This window comes from Rhizobium sp. S163 (assembly GCF_030380805.1).
Classification (GTDB): Bacteria; Pseudomonadota; Alphaproteobacteria; order Rhizobiales; family Rhizobiaceae; genus Rhizobium.
In genome coordinates this window covers 1-14158 of the sequence record NZ_JAUDSA010000018.1, presented here as the reverse complement: position 1 = coordinate 14158, position 14158 = coordinate 1, and the positions used below count along the sequence as shown (strand labels likewise).

Sequence of the window (14158 nt, the reverse complement as noted above, 5' to 3'; positions counted from 1 at the left end):
GTGTGGGGCTTCGGCGAGTTGCGAGGAGTGGATGTTTAGCGGCCTGCAGTGTGGCGGCAAGGTATTGAGCGTCGTGCCGTGGGATACCCCCCTCTGCCCTGCCGGGCATCTCCCCCACAGGTGGGGAGATTGGCTGGGCGCGGTCGCTCGCTCTACCTTCATTGTTTGATTGGGGAGCAAGCCACTTGCCGATCTCCCCCCTTGTGGGGGAGATGCCCGGCAGGGCAGAGGGGGGTAACACACGGCAACACATCTTGATCATCACATCCTCGAAGACACACCAAAACCCCACGCGGCTCTCACCCGTGTCTTCACCATGCAAACTTCACTCGGACGGGGCGCTGGAAATCACCTCGATTGAGTAAGTAAAGTATGGCGCTTCCCAGCGCCCCGTTCGGCGGTTTTTATCCGCGACTCCGATCTCTCTGCCTTTCCGCCCAACTTCGCGGCGGAACCATGTGTGCCTCACAGGCACGTCCGGGCTCAACTCAGGCCCGTCTTGCGACAGGACCCGCCGTCACCGGAGGGAGATCATTTTCCGCGGACCCGGACCGTGAGATTTTGCGTCTCACCCTCACGCCCCGCGCCGATCCCGCCTCGCCGGCACGCCTGCCGGTGTATCCGATGACGGGACGCCGATAGTGTAGGGCGGGGTTTTCGACGCGGGGACAATCAGCGCCTGGATTTTGCGTAAGTGTTTGATCGTCAATACTTGTGTCACCTCCAATGTCCCCTCATGCAGGAAGCCGCGTGATTCACGGCGGAGACGGCAGCGATGGCATTGCGTCGCAGCGGCTTTCACGGCAGCGGGCGTGCGCTTATATGAGGCGTGCCGCAGGAACGCGGCGGAACGGATTTTGCGATGGATAGCGAGATACAGGGACGAGCGGCGCATTCGGCGGCGATGCGGGAGCGGGCCGAGGCGGAGATGGCGGGCATGGGGGTCGATGCGGCGTTTATCGATCGTCTGGTCGAGACGTTCTATGGGCGTGTGCTCGCGCATCCCACGCTTGGGCCGGTGTTCGATGCCAGACTTTCCGGGCGATGGCCGGAGCATATGGAGAAGATGAAGAGCTTCTGGTCCTCCGTCGCCTTTCGCAGCGGCGCTTATGGCGGCAAGCCGGTGCAGGCGCATGTCGGCGTGGCCAACATAACGCCGGAGCTTTTTCCGCAATGGCTGGCGCTGTTTTCCGCGACGCTTGACGATATCGCCCCCTCCGACGAGGCGAAGGCATGGTTCATGGCGACGGCCGAGCGGATCGCGAGGAGCCTGACGCTCTCGCTGTTCTATAATCCCGCGCTCGACGATCCCAGGCTGACGAAGGGCTGAGATCGCCGGGCCTGCCCGAGATCAGGCAATACGCTTGTAGAAGAAGGTCGAGGCGCAGAAGCCGCCTTCCGGCCAGAGGGCGTAATCCGGAATGACGCCGACGCGCTCCCAGCCAAGCCGGGGATAGATCGCCTCGGCATCGCTACCGGTCGCTGTGTCCAGCACGAGAATGGTCTTGCCGCGACGCGCGGCTTCCTCTTCGGCGGCGCGCATCAGGAGGCGCGCGAGGCCCTTGCCGCGGGCGGCGCGGTGGACGAGGAGCTTCTTCAGATCGGCGCGGTGCGGCTGGTTCGGCATCTGGGCGGCGCCGATCTGCACGGTGCCGAGCGCTTTGCCCTCAATCTCTGCCACAAACAGTAGGGTGGCTCCTGAGGCGACGCTCTCGGCGACGGCCTGCCAGTAGGGTTCTGCATCCTCACGCGTATAGGGCTGCATGAAGCCGACGGAGGCGCCGCCGTCGACGCAATCGACGAGCACATCGCAAAGATCGGGTATTGCGGCGCGCGCCTCTGTCGCGTCGAGCAGGCGGATGGTGGTCATGGGGTCTCCTGAGATTGACTGGAGCGCCTTGCGCCCGAATGGAAGCACAAAGGACGCTCTAACTCTTTGAATCTACGCATCGAGCGTTCCGAAAATCGATTCCGATTTTCGGGCCGATGCGCTAGTGACGGCGGCGGTCGAGCACGACGCAATAGCGGGCCGGCGCGGGGCCGGGATTATGGAAGACATGGCCTTCGGCCAAGGGCATGAACAGGCAATCGCCGGGAAGCAGGCGATGCACGGTGTTGTCGCCGGTCGTCATCTCCATCTCGCCGTCGAATAGCCAGATGTGCTGGGTCATGCCGCTGGCGGCCGCATGCGGCGGAAAGCTGACGCGGGCGCCAGGCGGGAACTCGACATCGACGATATCGACATCCGACGTGGTGCCCGGCGGTGAGACGGCGCGCCTGATGTAGCCGGTTTCCGGATCACGCCAGACCTGCTGGTCTTGCCGACGCAGCAGCGGCGCGGCCTCGCCTTCCTCCGCGAAGAAGGCCGAAAGCGACAGGCCGAGTGCGGCGCAAACGCGGGCGAGCAGCGCTGCCGTCGGGCTCGCCTCGCCGCGCTCGATGCGCGAGATCATCGCCCGGCTGACGCCGGAGGCGGTGGCGAGATCGTCGAGCTTCAGGTTTCTATCAGTTCTCAGCCTGCGAATCCTGACGCCGATCGCGGTTTCGAGTTCCTGTTCCATTATCCGATCCATATTTCCACTATAATAGAAATGCATGGTTCAATCGTGGAATCAAGCGCTATTTTCGCCGCCTGACGGCGCGACTTATCGTAAACGAAACCCTGCTTTTCCGCTTTGCGGCAAGGGGATGCGCTGCTATATGCGGCGCATGAGCACCAATTCGACCCGCACGCCCCTCGACCATATCCGCAACTTCTCGATCGTGGCCCATATCGACCACGGCAAGTCGACGCTGGCCGACCGCCTGATTCAGTCGACCGGCGGCCTTGCCGAGCGCGACATGTCGGAGCAGGTGCTGGATTCGATGGATATCGAGCGCGAGCGCGGCATCACCATCAAGGCACAGACCGTTCGCCTGCACTACAAGGCGAACGACGGCGAAACCTACATCCTGAACCTGATCGACACGCCCGGCCACGTCGACTTCGCCTATGAAGTCTCGCGTTCGCTGTCGGCCTGCGAGGGCTCGCTGCTCGTCGTCGACGCCTCCCAGGGTGTCGAGGCGCAGACGCTGGCCAACGTCTACCAGGCGATCGACAACAACCACGAACTCGTCACGGTCCTCAACAAGATCGACCTGCCGGCGGCCGAGCCCGACCGAATCAAGGAACAGATCGAGGAAGTGATCGGCATCGACGCTTCCCAGGCCGTGCTGATTTCGGCCAAGACCGGTCTCGGCATTCCCGATGTGCTGGAGGCGATCGTGCACCAGCTGCCGGCGCCGAAGAGCGAAGCCGGCGAGAAGGGCCCGCTGAAGGCGCTGCTCGTCGACAGCTGGTACGACACCTATCTCGGCGTCATGGTTCTGGTGCGTATTCTCGACGGTGTGCTCTCCAAGGGCATGACCATCCGCATGATGGGCACGGATGCCAAGTATCAGGTCGAGCGCGTCGGCGTGCTGACGCCGAAGATGCTGGCGGTTGATTCACTCGGCCCGGGCGAGATCGGTTTCTTCACCGGCTCGATCAAGGAAGTGGCCGACACCCGCGTCGGCGATACGATTACCGAGGACAAGAAGCCGACGGCGACGGCGCTGCCGGGCTTCAAGCCGGCGCAGCCTGTCGTGTTCTGCGGTCTCTTCCCCGTCGATGCGGCCGATTTCGAGGATCTGCGCGCTGCCATGGGCAAGCTGCGCCTCAACGACGCGTCCTTCTCGTTCGAAATGGAAAGCTCCGCGGCGCTCGGCTTCGGTTTCCGCTGCGGCTTCCTCGGTCTTCTGCATCTCGAGATCATCCAGGAGCGCCTGGAGCGTGAGTTCGATCTCGATCTGATCGCCACCGCCCCTTCGGTCGTCTATCAGCTGACCATGACCGACGGTTCGGAGCGCGAGCTGCACAACCCGGCCGACATGCCCGATGTCGTCAAGATTTCCGAAATCCGCGAACCCTGGATCAAGGCCACCATCCTGACACCTGACGATTATCTCGGCGGTATCCTGAAGCTCTGTCAGGACCGTCGTGGCATCCAGACCGAGCTCACCTATGTCGGCAAGCGCGCAATGCTCACCTACGAGCTGCCGCTCAACGAAGTGGTGTTCGATTTCTACGACCGCCTGAAGTCGATCTCCAAGGGCTATGCCTCGTTCGACTATCACCTGGCCGATTACCGCGAGGGCAACCTCGTGAAGATGTCGATCATGGTCAATGGCGAGCCGGTCGACGCGCTCTCCATGCTGGTGCACCGTACGGCTGCCGAAAAGCGCGGCCGCGACATGTGCGAGAAGCTGAAGGACCTGATCCCCAGGCACATGTTCAAGATCCCGATCCAGGCTGCGATCGGCGGCAACGTGATCGCCCGCGAGACGATCTCGGCAATGCGCAAGGACGTAACCGCCAAGTGCTATGGCGGCGACGCATCACGCAAGCGCAAGCTGCTCGACAAGCAGAAGGAAGGCAAGAAGCGCATGCGGCAGTTCGGCAAGGTCGACATTCCGCAGGAAGCCTTCATTGCCGCGCTGAAGATGAAGGACGACTGAGGCTATTTGCTTCTGCCTGATATGCGCATATCATATGCGCATATCAGGAGATCGATCATGCCTCAGACCCGTCGCAAGGCCGCCAACCTGTCGCTCGACAGCGAGCTCGTCTCGCAGGCGCGCGAGCTGAACCTCAATGTTTCCAAGGCCGCCGAAGACGGCCTCAGGCGTGCCATCAAAAGCGAGCGCGAACGGCTGTGGCTGATCGAGAACGCCGAGGCGATCGCGGAAGAAAACGCCTATGTCGAGAAGCATGGGCTGCCCTTTGCCAAGTACCGGCAGTTCTGAATGGCGCGCTTCCGCGTGTACCGGCTCAAGGGAGACGATGTTCTTGCGATCGACCTGCAGAGCGACTTTCTTGATGACCTCCCATCGCGGGTGATGGCGCCGCTTCACAATATCGAAGGTATGTCCTGGGCGATTTCGCGGCTCAATCCACGCGTTACAGTGAATGGCCGAACCTATGTGATGGCGACCCAGCGCATGGCGTCCATTCCGCTGACGGAGATCGGCGCGGAGGTGGCTGATCTCTCGTCGCGAAGCGACGACATCACGGCAGCGCTGGATTTCCTTTTCCAGGGCTTCTAGGCGTCGTTTTCGATATATCTTTCGTGATCCTGCATCGGCAGCAGATCGGCGGACGCTTAAGGTCCGCCGGTCTTGTTATTTCTTGTTCTTCTCTTGATCGCGATGCCACTTGATGGCGAAGAACATGCCCGTTCCCAGCACGATGATTTTGAACGGAAGGAAGATTATGAGGAACCAGTCCATCGTTTATATTTCCAGGCTATTACTTGACGCTATCCGTCGTGAGGCGCACTGCCTCAAACCGATGTCGTGCATTGTATAACCGCTCGCTGTCCTCGAATACCTTCTAGCCCTGCGTCATATAGTCGTTCGTCAGCCGTTCGTAATCCTGCATCTCCGGCAGCGCTTCGTAGCTGTGCACGGCACCGGTTTTGGCGAAGGGCAGCTTTTCGCGGGTCCAGGTCTCGATGAAGGGTGTGAACCAGCTGACATCGTCGAGCATGGTCGGGCGCAGGTTGACGAACCACTCCATGCCTTCCGTTTTCGTGAACATCCAGGTCATGCAGTGCGGGCAGAAATAGTGGTGCGACATAGCGCCGTGGAGGCCGCCGATGACGGGTTCGCCGCTGGTGATCTCGAAGCCATCGGAGGGGATTGCCGCGCTCAGCGAATAGGCGCTCGAGGACATGGTCTGGCAGCCGGTGCAGTGGCAGGCCATGGTCAAAAGCGGCTTGGCGCTGATCTTCAATCGCACGCGACCGCAGCGGCAGCCACCTTCGCTCGGCAAATTCAACTGGCTCATCTCTATCTCCCTGATTCCGGTTGAGATGATAGCGCCCCGTGGGCGGAGATGAAGAGGATCGGTTGAATAAATGCGCTTCCTGATGAACTCTCAACCTGCGGGACGAGATAGTTGTCCTCAGATCGCCCATCCTGCCTCATTGAAAATGCGAAATAATCTGTCGCGGCCGCGACATATCCGTACCGACGGGTGCGTTGACCGACGCGCACGCATTTTCAATCACTGATTGTCTACATCCGTATTTAGGCTCCGGCCGACATACGGGTAATCCCTAGCGCAGACGCTATGCCTGGCGCGACATATCGACTTTTAACCGGCTAATAGGCAGTCTTTTCACCCGGTTTTCCCCACTATTCGCAGCTTTCGTTTTGGGGGTTGCAACGGCCGACCTTTACGATAGGTTGCGCGTTGACTTGCACGTAACAGGTCACCAAGGGAACAACGACGAATAAAAGGCGCTAAAAAGCCTAGAAAGGTGGGCCCCCACATGAACTTCCCCACAAAGAAAATTCTTGCCTCCGCAGTGCTTGGCTCGCTGCTGGCATTCTCCGCCCATGCGGCGACGATCAACATCCACAATGGCGGCGACCCGCAATCGCTGGATCCGCAGAAGCTCTCCGGCGACTGGGAAAACCGCATTGCCGGCGACATCTTCGAAGGTCTGGTGACCGAGGACGCGCATGACAATCCTGTCGCCGGCCAGGCCGCGAGCTGGACGATCTCGGACGACCGCAAGGTCTATACCTTCAAGCTGCGCGACGGCATCCAGTGGTCCGATGGCCACCCGGTGACCGCAGGCGACTTCGTGTTCGCCTTCCAGCGCCTGATGGACCCGAAGAACGCTGCCGACTACGCCTATCTACAGTTCACCATCAAGAATGCCGAGAAGATCAACAAGGGCGAGATCACCGATTTCAGCCAGCTGGGCGTCAAGGCGATCGACGACAAGACGCTCGAGATCACGCTTGAAAACCCGACCCCCTACTTCCTCAACGCGCTGATGCACTACACGGCCTATCCGCTGCCCAAGCACGTCGTGGACGCCAAGGGCGCCGACTGGGTGAAGATCGGCAACATCGTCACCAACGGTCCGTACACGCCTACGGAATGGATTCCAGGCTCGCACGTCACGACCAAGAAGAACGACAAGTATTGGGATGCCGCGAACGTCAAGATCGATGGCGCCAAGTTCTTCGTGCTCGAAGACCAGGAAGCCGCTCTGAAGCGCTACCGCGCCGGCGAATTCGACATCCTCACCGACTTCCCGACCGACCAGTACGAGTGGATGAAGAAGAACCTGCCGGGCCAGGCGCATGTCGCGCCGTTCTCCGGCCTCTATTACTACGTCATCAACTCGCAGAAGGGCCCGACCGCCGACAAGCGCGTGCGCCAGGCGCTTTCGATGGCGATCAACCGCGAGGTCATCGGACCGCAGATCCTCGGCACCGGCGAACTGCCGGCTTACTCCTGGGTGCCGCCGGGCACCGCCAATTACGGCGAGCCGGCCTACATCTCCTGGAAGGATGAGCCTTACAAGCAGAAGGTCGAAGAGGCCAAAAAGCTCTTGACGGAAGCCGGATTCGGACCGGACAAGCCGCTCACCCTGCAGCTCAAGTACAACACCAACGACAACCACAAGCGCATCGCCGTTGCGATCGCCGCCATGTGGAAGCCGCTCGGCGTCAATGTTGAACTCATCAACGCCGAAACCAAGGTGCACTACGACCAGCTGCAGCGCGGCGACGTGCAGGTTGGCCGCGCCGGCTGGCTCGCCGACTACAACGATCCGGACAACTTCCTGAATCTGCTCGTCACCGGCGTGCAGATGAACTATGGCCGCTGGTCGAATGCCGACTACGACAAGCTGATCAAGGACGGCAATGCCGAAACCGATCTGACGAAGCGGGCGGAGATGTTCAAGAAGGCCGAGCAGATCGCGCTCGACGACAGCGCCGCGCTGCCGATCTACTACTACGTTTCCAAGAACGTGGTCTCGCCGAAGATCGAAGGCTTCGTCGACAACATCCAGGACATCCACCGCACCCGCTGGCTGTCCATCAAGGAATAGAGAGAGGCATTGTCTTCACCCTGCCCGGGGGTGATTGCATCTTGAGAAAGACCCTCTCTGGCCTGCCGGCCATCTCCCCCACAAGGGGGGAGAAGACCTGCCGCGCCAACCCTGCCCCAATCCCGCCTCGGCGGATCGGCTGGGTTAAGCCCTCCCCCTTGTGGGGAGGGTTGGGAGGGGTCCTTTCCCACACTATTGCCTTCGCATCCGCCCGAACCAGTTTCGACTGATCACGATGATGCGAAAGACCCGGCGCAGGAAAGACCGTCACCACCATGGTCAATTATGCATTCCGTCGATTGCTGTCGACGATCCCCGTGATGTGGATCGCCGTGACAGCCTGCTTCTTCGTTCTGAGACTGGCCCCAGGCGGGCCGTTCGATGGCGAAAGGCCGTTGCCACCCGTGATCCTCCAGAATCTGGCGGCCCACTACAATCTCGATAAGCCGCTGATCCAGCAATATCTCTATTACGTCGGCGATCTCCTGAAGGGCGATCTCGGTCCCTCCTTCGCGTCGGAAGACTTCACCGTCGCGCAGCAGATCATGATCGGCCTGCCCTACACCTTCATCATCGGCACGGCGGCCTTTCTGCTGGCAATCATCATCGGCGTCGCCGTCGGCTGTCTTGGGGCGCTCTACCAGAACAAGGCGCCGGATTACATTCTGGGCGCGCTGATCCTGGTGGGCGTCGTGCTGCCGAACTTCCTGATCGCGCCGATCCTGCAGCTGGTCTTCGGCATTCACCTGCAGTGGCTGCCCGTCGGCGGCTGGGGCAACGGATCGCTGAAATTCCTGGTGCTGCCCGTCGTCGTCCTGGCGCTGCCGCATGCCGGGCGCATCTCGCGCATCACCCGCGGCTCGATGATCGAGGTGATGGGCCAGAACTTCATCCGCACCGCCAAGGCCAAGGGCATCGGCCCGCGGCTGACCGTCATGCGCCATGCGCTACGGCCGGCGATGATGCCCGTCGTTTCGTATCTCGGCCCGGCGGCCAGCTATCTCTTGACCGGCTCGCTGGTCGTCGAAAGCGTCTTCGGCCTGCCCGGCATCGGCCGCTACTTCGTCAACGCCGCATTGAACCGCGACTACGGCATGGTTCTCGGCACGGTCATCTTCTACATGGTGCTGATCGTGTTCCTGAACCTTCTCGTCGACATCGCCTATGCCTGGCTCGATCCGAAAGTGAGAAACCGATGATCCTCAACCCCGCAAAGAGAGAGCTGCTCGCCGCCGAACTGCTGGAGGCCGAGGGTCTCAGCCCCGTCAGCCGTTCGCTCACCCGCGACGCGCTGCGACGCCTCTGTCGCAACAAGGCGGCCGTGGCCTCGATCATCGTTCTGACGCTGCTCGTGCTTGTCGCCTTTATCGGCCCCTACCTCATTCCCTTCGGCTACGAGGATCCGGATTGGGCCGCCTTCCGCGCACCGCCTTCGTTTGCCGACGGCCATTACTTCGGGACCGACCCGAACGGCCGCGACCTGCTTGCCCGCGTGCTTTACGGCACCCGCGTATCGCTGGCCGTGGCGTTGACGGCGACGCTTGTCTCCGTCGTCATCGGCGTGCTCTACGGCGCCATCTCCGGCTACATGGGTGGTCGTGTGGATGCCGTCATGATGCGCTTCGTCGACATCATGTACGCCTTCCCCTACATCCTCTTCGTCATCCTGCTGATGGTGATCTTCGGCCGCAATGTCTATCTGCTCTTCGCGGCGATCGGCGCGCTGGAGTGGCTGACAATGGCGCGCATCGTGCGTGGGCAGACGCTGTCGCTCAAGCAGCGCGAATTCATCGAGGCGGCGCGCGCCTCCGGCCAGAAGCCGCTGAAGATCATTACCCGGCACATCATTCCCAATCTCGTTGGACCCGTGGTCATCTTCGCGGCGCTGACCGTGCCCGAAATCATCGCGACGGAGAGTTTTCTCTCCTATCTCGGCTTCGGCGTGCAGGAGCCTCTGACCTCATTGGGTACGCTGATCTCCGAGGGCACCGATGCCATGGAGAGCATGCCGTGGCTGCTCGTCTTCCCGGCCGGCTTCCTCGTCGCCCTTCTGCTCAGCCTGCTGTTTATCGGCGACGGCCTGCGCGATGCGTTCGACCCAAGGGACCGTTGAAGGGATCGCTGACATGCAAAAAGACATCAAGAACGACACCCTTCTGGAGTTGAAGGACTACTCGATCAGCTTTCGCACGCCCGAGGGCGAGGTGAAGGCCGTTTCCAACATGAACCTCACCGTCAAGCGCGGCGAGCGCATCGCGATCGTCGGCGAAAGCGGCTCCGGCAAGAGCCAGACCTTTCTCGGCATCATGGGCTTGCTGGCGAAAAACGGCCGGACCAGCGGACAGGCGCTTCTCGAAGGGCGCGACGTGCTGGCGCTGAAGCCGCGCGAGCTCGACCATGTGCGTGGCAAGGACATGGCCATGGTGTTTCAGGACCCCATGACCGCGCTCAATCCGTCGCTCAAGATCTCCCGACAGCTGACGGAGCAGCTCGAAGTACATCGCGGCTTCACGGCACGTGCGGCCTCGGCAGAGGCGCTGGACATGCTGAAGCGCGTGGGGATCCCCGACCCATCCAGGCGCTTCAACCTCTATCCGCACGAGCTATCCGGCGGTATGCGCCAGCGTATCGTGATTGCCATGGCGCTGCTGACGAAGCCGAAGCTCCTGATTGCCGACGAGCCCACCACGGCGCTCGACGTGACGATCCAGGCGCAGATCCTTGATCTCTTCAACGATCTGACGGCCGAGATGAACACGGCGCTCGTGATGATCACCCACGATCTCGGCGTCGTCGCCGGGCTCGCCGACCGGGTGGCAGTCATGTATGCCGGGCGCATCGTCGAAGAGGCGCCGGTGGACGAGCTGTTCGAGAACCCGGCGCACCCTTATACGGCGGCACTCCACGCCTCGATCCCGCGACCGGACCAGGATGTCGACCAGCTCGCCGTCATTCCCGGCCGGCCGCCGAACCTGCAGCATCTGCCGAAGGGATGCAGCTTCTCGCCGCGCTGTCCGCTCGTGCAGAACGACTGCATCGACGCCGCGCCACGCCTCGATGTGCAGGCGCCGCGTCATCTCGCGGCCTGCTTCCATGCCTTCCCACGCCTCGAGGAGGTTCTGACCAATGGCTGAACGATCACTTCTCAGGGTCGAGAACCTGACGACCCAGTTCGACGTACCCTCCAAGGGCTTCTTCAAGCCGCCGCTGACGCTGACCGCCGTCAACAATGTCAGCTTCGATCTCAGCGAGGGCCGTACGCTCGGTATCGTCGGGGAATCTGGCTGCGGCAAGTCGACCCTCGGGCGCTCGATCCTCAGGCTCCTGAAGGCGCAGAAGGGTCGTATCCTCTGGCAGGGGCGCAACCTGCTCGACCTCTCGGACGAGGAGATGCGGGCCGCACGCCGCGACATGCAGATCATCTTCCAGGATCCGATCGCATCGCTCGACCCGCGCATGACGGTTGGCGACATCATCGCCGAGCCGCTGACGGTGTTCGAACCTAAGCTCAACCGCGCTCAGCGCGCCGAGCGAGTGCAGGAGATCATGGCCGCCGTCGGCCTCGTGCCCGAAATGATCAACCGCTATCCGCACGAGTTCTCGGGCGGCCAAGCGCAGCGCATCGGCATTGCCCGGGCCGTCATCACGCGGCCGAAGCTAATCATCTGCGACGAGCCTGTCTCGGCACTCGACGTGTCGATCCAGGGACAGGTGATCACGCTTCTGCGCAAGCTGCGCAAGGAGTTCGGCCTGACGCTGATCTTCATCAGCCACGATCTCTCGGTCGTGCGGCTGATCTCCGACGACGTGCTGGTGCTGTATCTCGGAAAGGTGGTCGAAGCCGGCGATTGCGCGACGGTGTTCGACAAGCCGGCGCATCCCTATACGCAGGCGCTGTTTTCGGCGGCCCCGATCCCGGATCCGAAACTGGCGCGCGGACGCCAGCGTATCCGCCTGCAGGGTGACCCGCCATCGCCGCTGAACCCGCCAAAGGGGTGCGTCTTCTCACCACGCTGCTGGAAGGCGACGGACATCTGTCGAACCGAGATGCCACCAACGGAAGAGGTCAGGCCCGGCCAGACGGCCGCCTGCTACCATATCGAGCGTTGATATCCGGGCGGCCACGACCTCTGTGCGTGGCCGCCCGCTTCCCGCAAACCGTGTGCGTCCTGCAACAGCGCGCATATCATCACCTGCTCAAGCACCATACTGTGGTCATTGCGTAGTCTTGCGGGCTTCCCTCCAGCGCCGGTTGCTCTATGGTGCGTCCATCAGACCGGAGGGGTTCATGCGCGTACGGTTTCTCGTTGTCATGCTGCTGCTGACCAGTTGTGGCCATCCAAGCGGCGTGATGACGCCCGTGGCGCTGACGGCGGCAACCCCGAAAACGACCCGCGTCGACATGCTGGTGGCAACCACACGCGAACCATCCGGCGATCCGGCGACGCTTTTCAACGGCGAGCGCAGCCCCAAGCCATCGCTGACCGCCGTCGAAGTCTCCATTCCGCCGAACCGCAAGGCGGGCACCGTGCAATGGCCAAAGCGCCTGCCGCCGAACCCGGCCACCGACTTCGCCGTCACCGGCGTCCAGCAGATCGCCACGGTGAAGGAGGGGCGCTCATGGCTCAGCCAGCACATGCACAACGGCCACGCGCTGGTCTTCATCCACGGCTTCAACAACAAGTATGAGGATTCGGTCTTCCGTCTGGCGCAGATCGTCAACGACAGCAAGATGGACGCGACGCCGATCCTCTTCACATGGCCGTCGCGCGCGCAGATCACCGCTTACGAATACGACAAGGAAAGCACCAACTATTCGCGCACGGCGCTCGAGCAGGCGCTCCGGACGCTGGTCAACGATCCCAATGTCAAGGACATCACGATTCTCGCGCACTCCATGGGCACGTGGCTGACGATGGAATCGCTCAGGCAGATGGGCATTCGCGACGGGCACCTGAACGGCAAGATCCGCGATGTCATCCTGGCCTCGCCCGACATCGACATCCAGGTCTTCGCCAAGCAATATGCCGAGATGGGCACGCCGCGGCCAAAATTCACGATCTTTGTATCGCAGGACGACCGGGCGCTCGCCTTCTCGAGCTTCATCACCGGCCGCGTTTCGCGCCTCGGCGCCATCGACCCGACGGTCGAACCCTATCGCACCAAGCTGGAAGAGGCTGGCATCACCGCGATCGACCTCACCAAGGTCAACAGCAACGACCGGCTGAACCACGGCAAATTCGCCGAGAGCCCGGAGATCGTGCAGCTGATCGGCCAACGCCTGATGACCGGCCAGCCGCTCACCGACAGCAATGTGACGCTCGGGCAGGGCATCACTGCGGTGGTTGGGGGGACGGTCACCAATATCGGTACCGTGGCGGCCACAGCGGTGGCGGTGCCGGCAACGATCATCGAGGCGCCGATGATGCATCCGCCGAAGAAGAAGAAACCGACCACAGCCGACGAGACGCTGCAGGGCGACCTCAGGGAACAGCAGCTGACGCAGTGACGCCGGTGGTCGCTGGGCTTGAGGGCGGAAGCCGGAGCCGTGGCTTGAGAACTCCTATCGAGCTGAAGACCTTCTCAATCGCCGCGCCTCGTGCGGCGTTGCCAATGCGTGTGCTGCAAACGCCAAAAAGCCCGCGTGAAGCGGGCTTGGTTCGTACTTGTCTTATGCATTCCGGGAGAATTTAGATGCGCTGTCGGGCTTAGACCCTCCGCCTTTAGACTATGGTCCTGATGACGAGGATCTATCATCGCCAGCGAAAATGAAGCCTTCGCGACAGTGATAACGTTGAGGTTCTGGGAAAGGAAGATTGGTTGCGGGGGCAGGATTTGAACCTGCGGCCTTCAGGTTATGAGCCTGACGAGCTACCGGGCTGCTCCACCCCGCGTCCAGCGCAAAACCCTTTGGGTTTTGGCGCGGCGGCGTAACCGCTATGCGGTTATGCCTTCTACCGGAGCAAAACCCTATTGGGTTTTGTTCCTGTAAGGGACGCACCTTGTTTCAGATGCCTCACCCATTCATTTTGCTCTGCATTTCGGCCTTTGGAAAGCAGAAAGGACCGCTTTAGGCGGCCCTTTTGTTTCGGCCATGGCCGTTTGTCGTGATGAGAAGATTTATGTTGCGTTTAGCAGACCTGGCAGCGACCGACTCTCCCGCGTCTTAAGACGAAGTACCATAGGCGCAGGGGCGTTTCACGGCCGTGTTCGGAATGGGAACG

Annotated in this window: 13 protein-coding genes, 1 tRNA gene, 1 rRNA gene and 1 pseudogene; 10 read left to right on the top strand and 6 right to left on the bottom strand. The window is 61.7% G+C overall.

The window, feature by feature from the left end:
* Positions 1 to 79 precede the first annotated feature (79 nt).
* A pseudogene (locus QTL96_RS15535) lies at positions 80 to 238 on the bottom strand (riboflavin biosynthesis protein RibD); the annotation flags it as partial.
* A 624-nt stretch (positions 239 to 862) separates the two neighbouring features.
* Between QTL96_RS15535 and QTL96_RS15530 the strand changes: the two are divergent.
* Positions 863 to 1330, top strand: coding sequence for a truncated hemoglobin (locus tag QTL96_RS15530; RefSeq protein ID WP_289728331.1), 468 nt, complete (start codon positions 863 to 865; stop codon positions 1328 to 1330).
* A gap of 21 nt (positions 1331 to 1351) precedes the next feature.
* Here QTL96_RS15530 and QTL96_RS15525 read toward each other — a convergent pair whose 3' ends face one another.
* A complete protein-coding gene (locus QTL96_RS15525) occupies positions 1352 to 1870 on the bottom strand; it encodes a GNAT family N-acetyltransferase (protein ID WP_289728330.1) in 519 nt (172 codons plus the stop codon).
* Between the two features lie 121 nt (positions 1871 to 1991).
* On the bottom strand, positions 1992 to 2561 hold the full coding sequence (locus QTL96_RS15520; RefSeq protein ID WP_289728329.1) for an XRE family transcriptional regulator: 570 nt from the start codon (positions 2559 to 2561) through the stop codon (positions 1992 to 1994).
* Between the two features lie 139 nt (positions 2562 to 2700).
* On the opposite strand from QTL96_RS15520, the gene lepA reads away from it, so the two are divergent.
* The 3 genes from lepA to QTL96_RS15505 are packed head-to-tail and all read left to right on the top strand — an operon-like array spanning position 2701 to position 5124.
* On the top strand, positions 2701 to 4536 hold the full coding sequence (gene lepA / locus QTL96_RS15515) for a translation elongation factor 4 (protein WP_026283110.1): 1836 nt from the start codon (positions 2701 to 2703) through the stop codon (positions 4534 to 4536).
* 57 nt (positions 4537 to 4593) lie between these two features.
* Complete coding sequence (locus tag QTL96_RS15510; RefSeq protein ID WP_112945005.1) at positions 4594 to 4824, top strand: type II toxin-antitoxin system CcdA family antitoxin; 231 nt, start codon at positions 4594 to 4596, stop codon at positions 4822 to 4824.
* The gene (locus QTL96_RS15505; protein ID WP_289728328.1) at positions 4825 to 5124 is read left to right on the top strand and encodes a CcdB family protein; all 300 of its coding nucleotides are present in this window, start codon (positions 4825 to 4827) and stop codon (positions 5122 to 5124) included.
* 286 nt (positions 5125 to 5410) lie between these two features.
* Here QTL96_RS15505 and QTL96_RS15500 read toward each other — a convergent pair whose 3' ends face one another.
* On the bottom strand, positions 5411 to 5866 hold the full coding sequence (locus QTL96_RS15500; protein WP_289728327.1) for a GFA family protein: 456 nt from the start codon (positions 5864 to 5866) through the stop codon (positions 5411 to 5413).
* 487 nt (positions 5867 to 6353) lie between these two features.
* On the opposite strand from QTL96_RS15500, the gene QTL96_RS15495 reads away from it, so the two are divergent.
* The 6 genes from QTL96_RS15495 to QTL96_RS15470 all read left to right on the top strand — a co-directional run bounded on the left by QTL96_RS15495 (position 6354) and on the right by QTL96_RS15470 (position 13443).
* Positions 6354 to 7934 carry a peptide ABC transporter substrate-binding protein gene (locus QTL96_RS15495; RefSeq protein ID WP_112945008.1) on the top strand — a complete coding sequence of 527 codons (1581 nt, stop codon included), beginning with the start codon at positions 6354 to 6356 and terminating at the stop codon, positions 7932 to 7934.
* Positions 7935 to 8209: 275 nt separating this feature from the next.
* On the top strand, positions 8210 to 9133 hold the full coding sequence (locus QTL96_RS15490; protein ID WP_289728326.1) for an ABC transporter permease subunit: 924 nt from the start codon (positions 8210 to 8212) through the stop codon (positions 9131 to 9133).
* A complete protein-coding gene (locus QTL96_RS15485; protein WP_112945010.1) occupies positions 9130 to 10047 on the top strand; it encodes an ABC transporter permease subunit in 918 nt (305 codons plus the stop codon). The genes QTL96_RS15490 and QTL96_RS15485 overlap by 4 nt, the downstream gene beginning before the upstream one ends.
* 13 nt (positions 10048 to 10060) lie before the next feature.
* Positions 10061 to 11068: an ABC transporter ATP-binding protein gene (locus QTL96_RS15480; RefSeq protein ID WP_047506489.1), complete on the top strand. Its 1008-nt coding sequence runs from the start codon at positions 10061 to 10063 to the stop codon at positions 11066 to 11068.
* Positions 11061 to 12044 carry an oligopeptide/dipeptide ABC transporter ATP-binding protein gene (locus QTL96_RS15475; protein ID WP_113012385.1) on the top strand — a complete coding sequence of 328 codons (984 nt, stop codon included), beginning with the start codon at positions 11061 to 11063 and terminating at the stop codon, positions 12042 to 12044. The genes QTL96_RS15480 and QTL96_RS15475 overlap by 8 nt, the downstream gene beginning before the upstream one ends.
* Before the next feature lie 178 nt (positions 12045 to 12222).
* Positions 12223 to 13443: an alpha/beta hydrolase gene (locus QTL96_RS15470; RefSeq protein ID WP_289728325.1), complete on the top strand. Its 1221-nt coding sequence runs from the start codon at positions 12223 to 12225 to the stop codon at positions 13441 to 13443.
* A gap of 308 nt (positions 13444 to 13751) precedes the next feature.
* Here QTL96_RS15470 and QTL96_RS15465 read toward each other — a convergent pair.
* Positions 13752 to 13828, bottom strand: a tRNA-Met gene (locus tag QTL96_RS15465).
* A 244-nt stretch (positions 13829 to 14072) separates the two neighbouring features.
* Positions 14073 to 14158, bottom strand: a 5S ribosomal RNA gene (rrf, locus tag QTL96_RS15460); the annotation flags it as partial.

Excerpts from the sequence above, each read along its gene's own strand:
- QTL96_RS15475 (WP_113012385.1), top strand. The coding sequence starts at position 11,061 with ATGGCTGAACGATCACTTCTCAGGGTCGAGAACCTGACGACCCAGTTC.
- QTL96_RS15480 (WP_047506489.1), top strand. The coding sequence starts at position 10,061 with ATGCAAAAAGACATCAAGAACGACACCCTTCTGGAGTTGAAGGACTAC.
- QTL96_RS15470 (WP_289728325.1), top strand. The coding sequence starts at position 12,223 with ATGCGCGTACGGTTTCTCGTTGTCATGCTGCTGCTGACCAGTTGTGGC.
- QTL96_RS15495 (WP_112945008.1), top strand. The coding sequence starts at position 6,354 with ATGAACTTCCCCACAAAGAAAATTCTTGCCTCCGCAGTGCTTGGCTCG.
- QTL96_RS15505 (WP_289728328.1), top strand. The coding sequence starts at position 4,825 with ATGGCGCGCTTCCGCGTGTACCGGCTCAAGGGAGACGATGTTCTTGCG.
- QTL96_RS15500 (WP_289728327.1), bottom strand. The coding sequence starts at position 5,866 with ATGAGCCAGTTGAATTTGCCGAGCGAAGGTGGCTGCCGCTGCGGTCGC.
- QTL96_RS15490 (WP_289728326.1), top strand. The coding sequence starts at position 8,210 with ATGGTCAATTATGCATTCCGTCGATTGCTGTCGACGATCCCCGTGATG.
- QTL96_RS15525 (WP_289728330.1), bottom strand. The coding sequence starts at position 1,870 with ATGACCACCATCCGCCTGCTCGACGCGACAGAGGCGCGCGCCGCAATA.
- QTL96_RS15510 (WP_112945005.1), top strand. The coding sequence starts at position 4,594 with ATGCCTCAGACCCGTCGCAAGGCCGCCAACCTGTCGCTCGACAGCGAG.
- lepA (WP_026283110.1), top strand. The coding sequence starts at position 2,701 with ATGCGGCGCATGAGCACCAATTCGACCCGCACGCCCCTCGACCATATC.
- QTL96_RS15520 (WP_289728329.1), bottom strand. The coding sequence starts at position 2,561 with ATGGAACAGGAACTCGAAACCGCGATCGGCGTCAGGATTCGCAGGCTG.
- QTL96_RS15485 (WP_112945010.1), top strand. The coding sequence starts at position 9,130 with ATGATCCTCAACCCCGCAAAGAGAGAGCTGCTCGCCGCCGAACTGCTG.
- QTL96_RS15530 (WP_289728331.1), top strand. The coding sequence starts at position 863 with ATGGATAGCGAGATACAGGGACGAGCGGCGCATTCGGCGGCGATGCGG.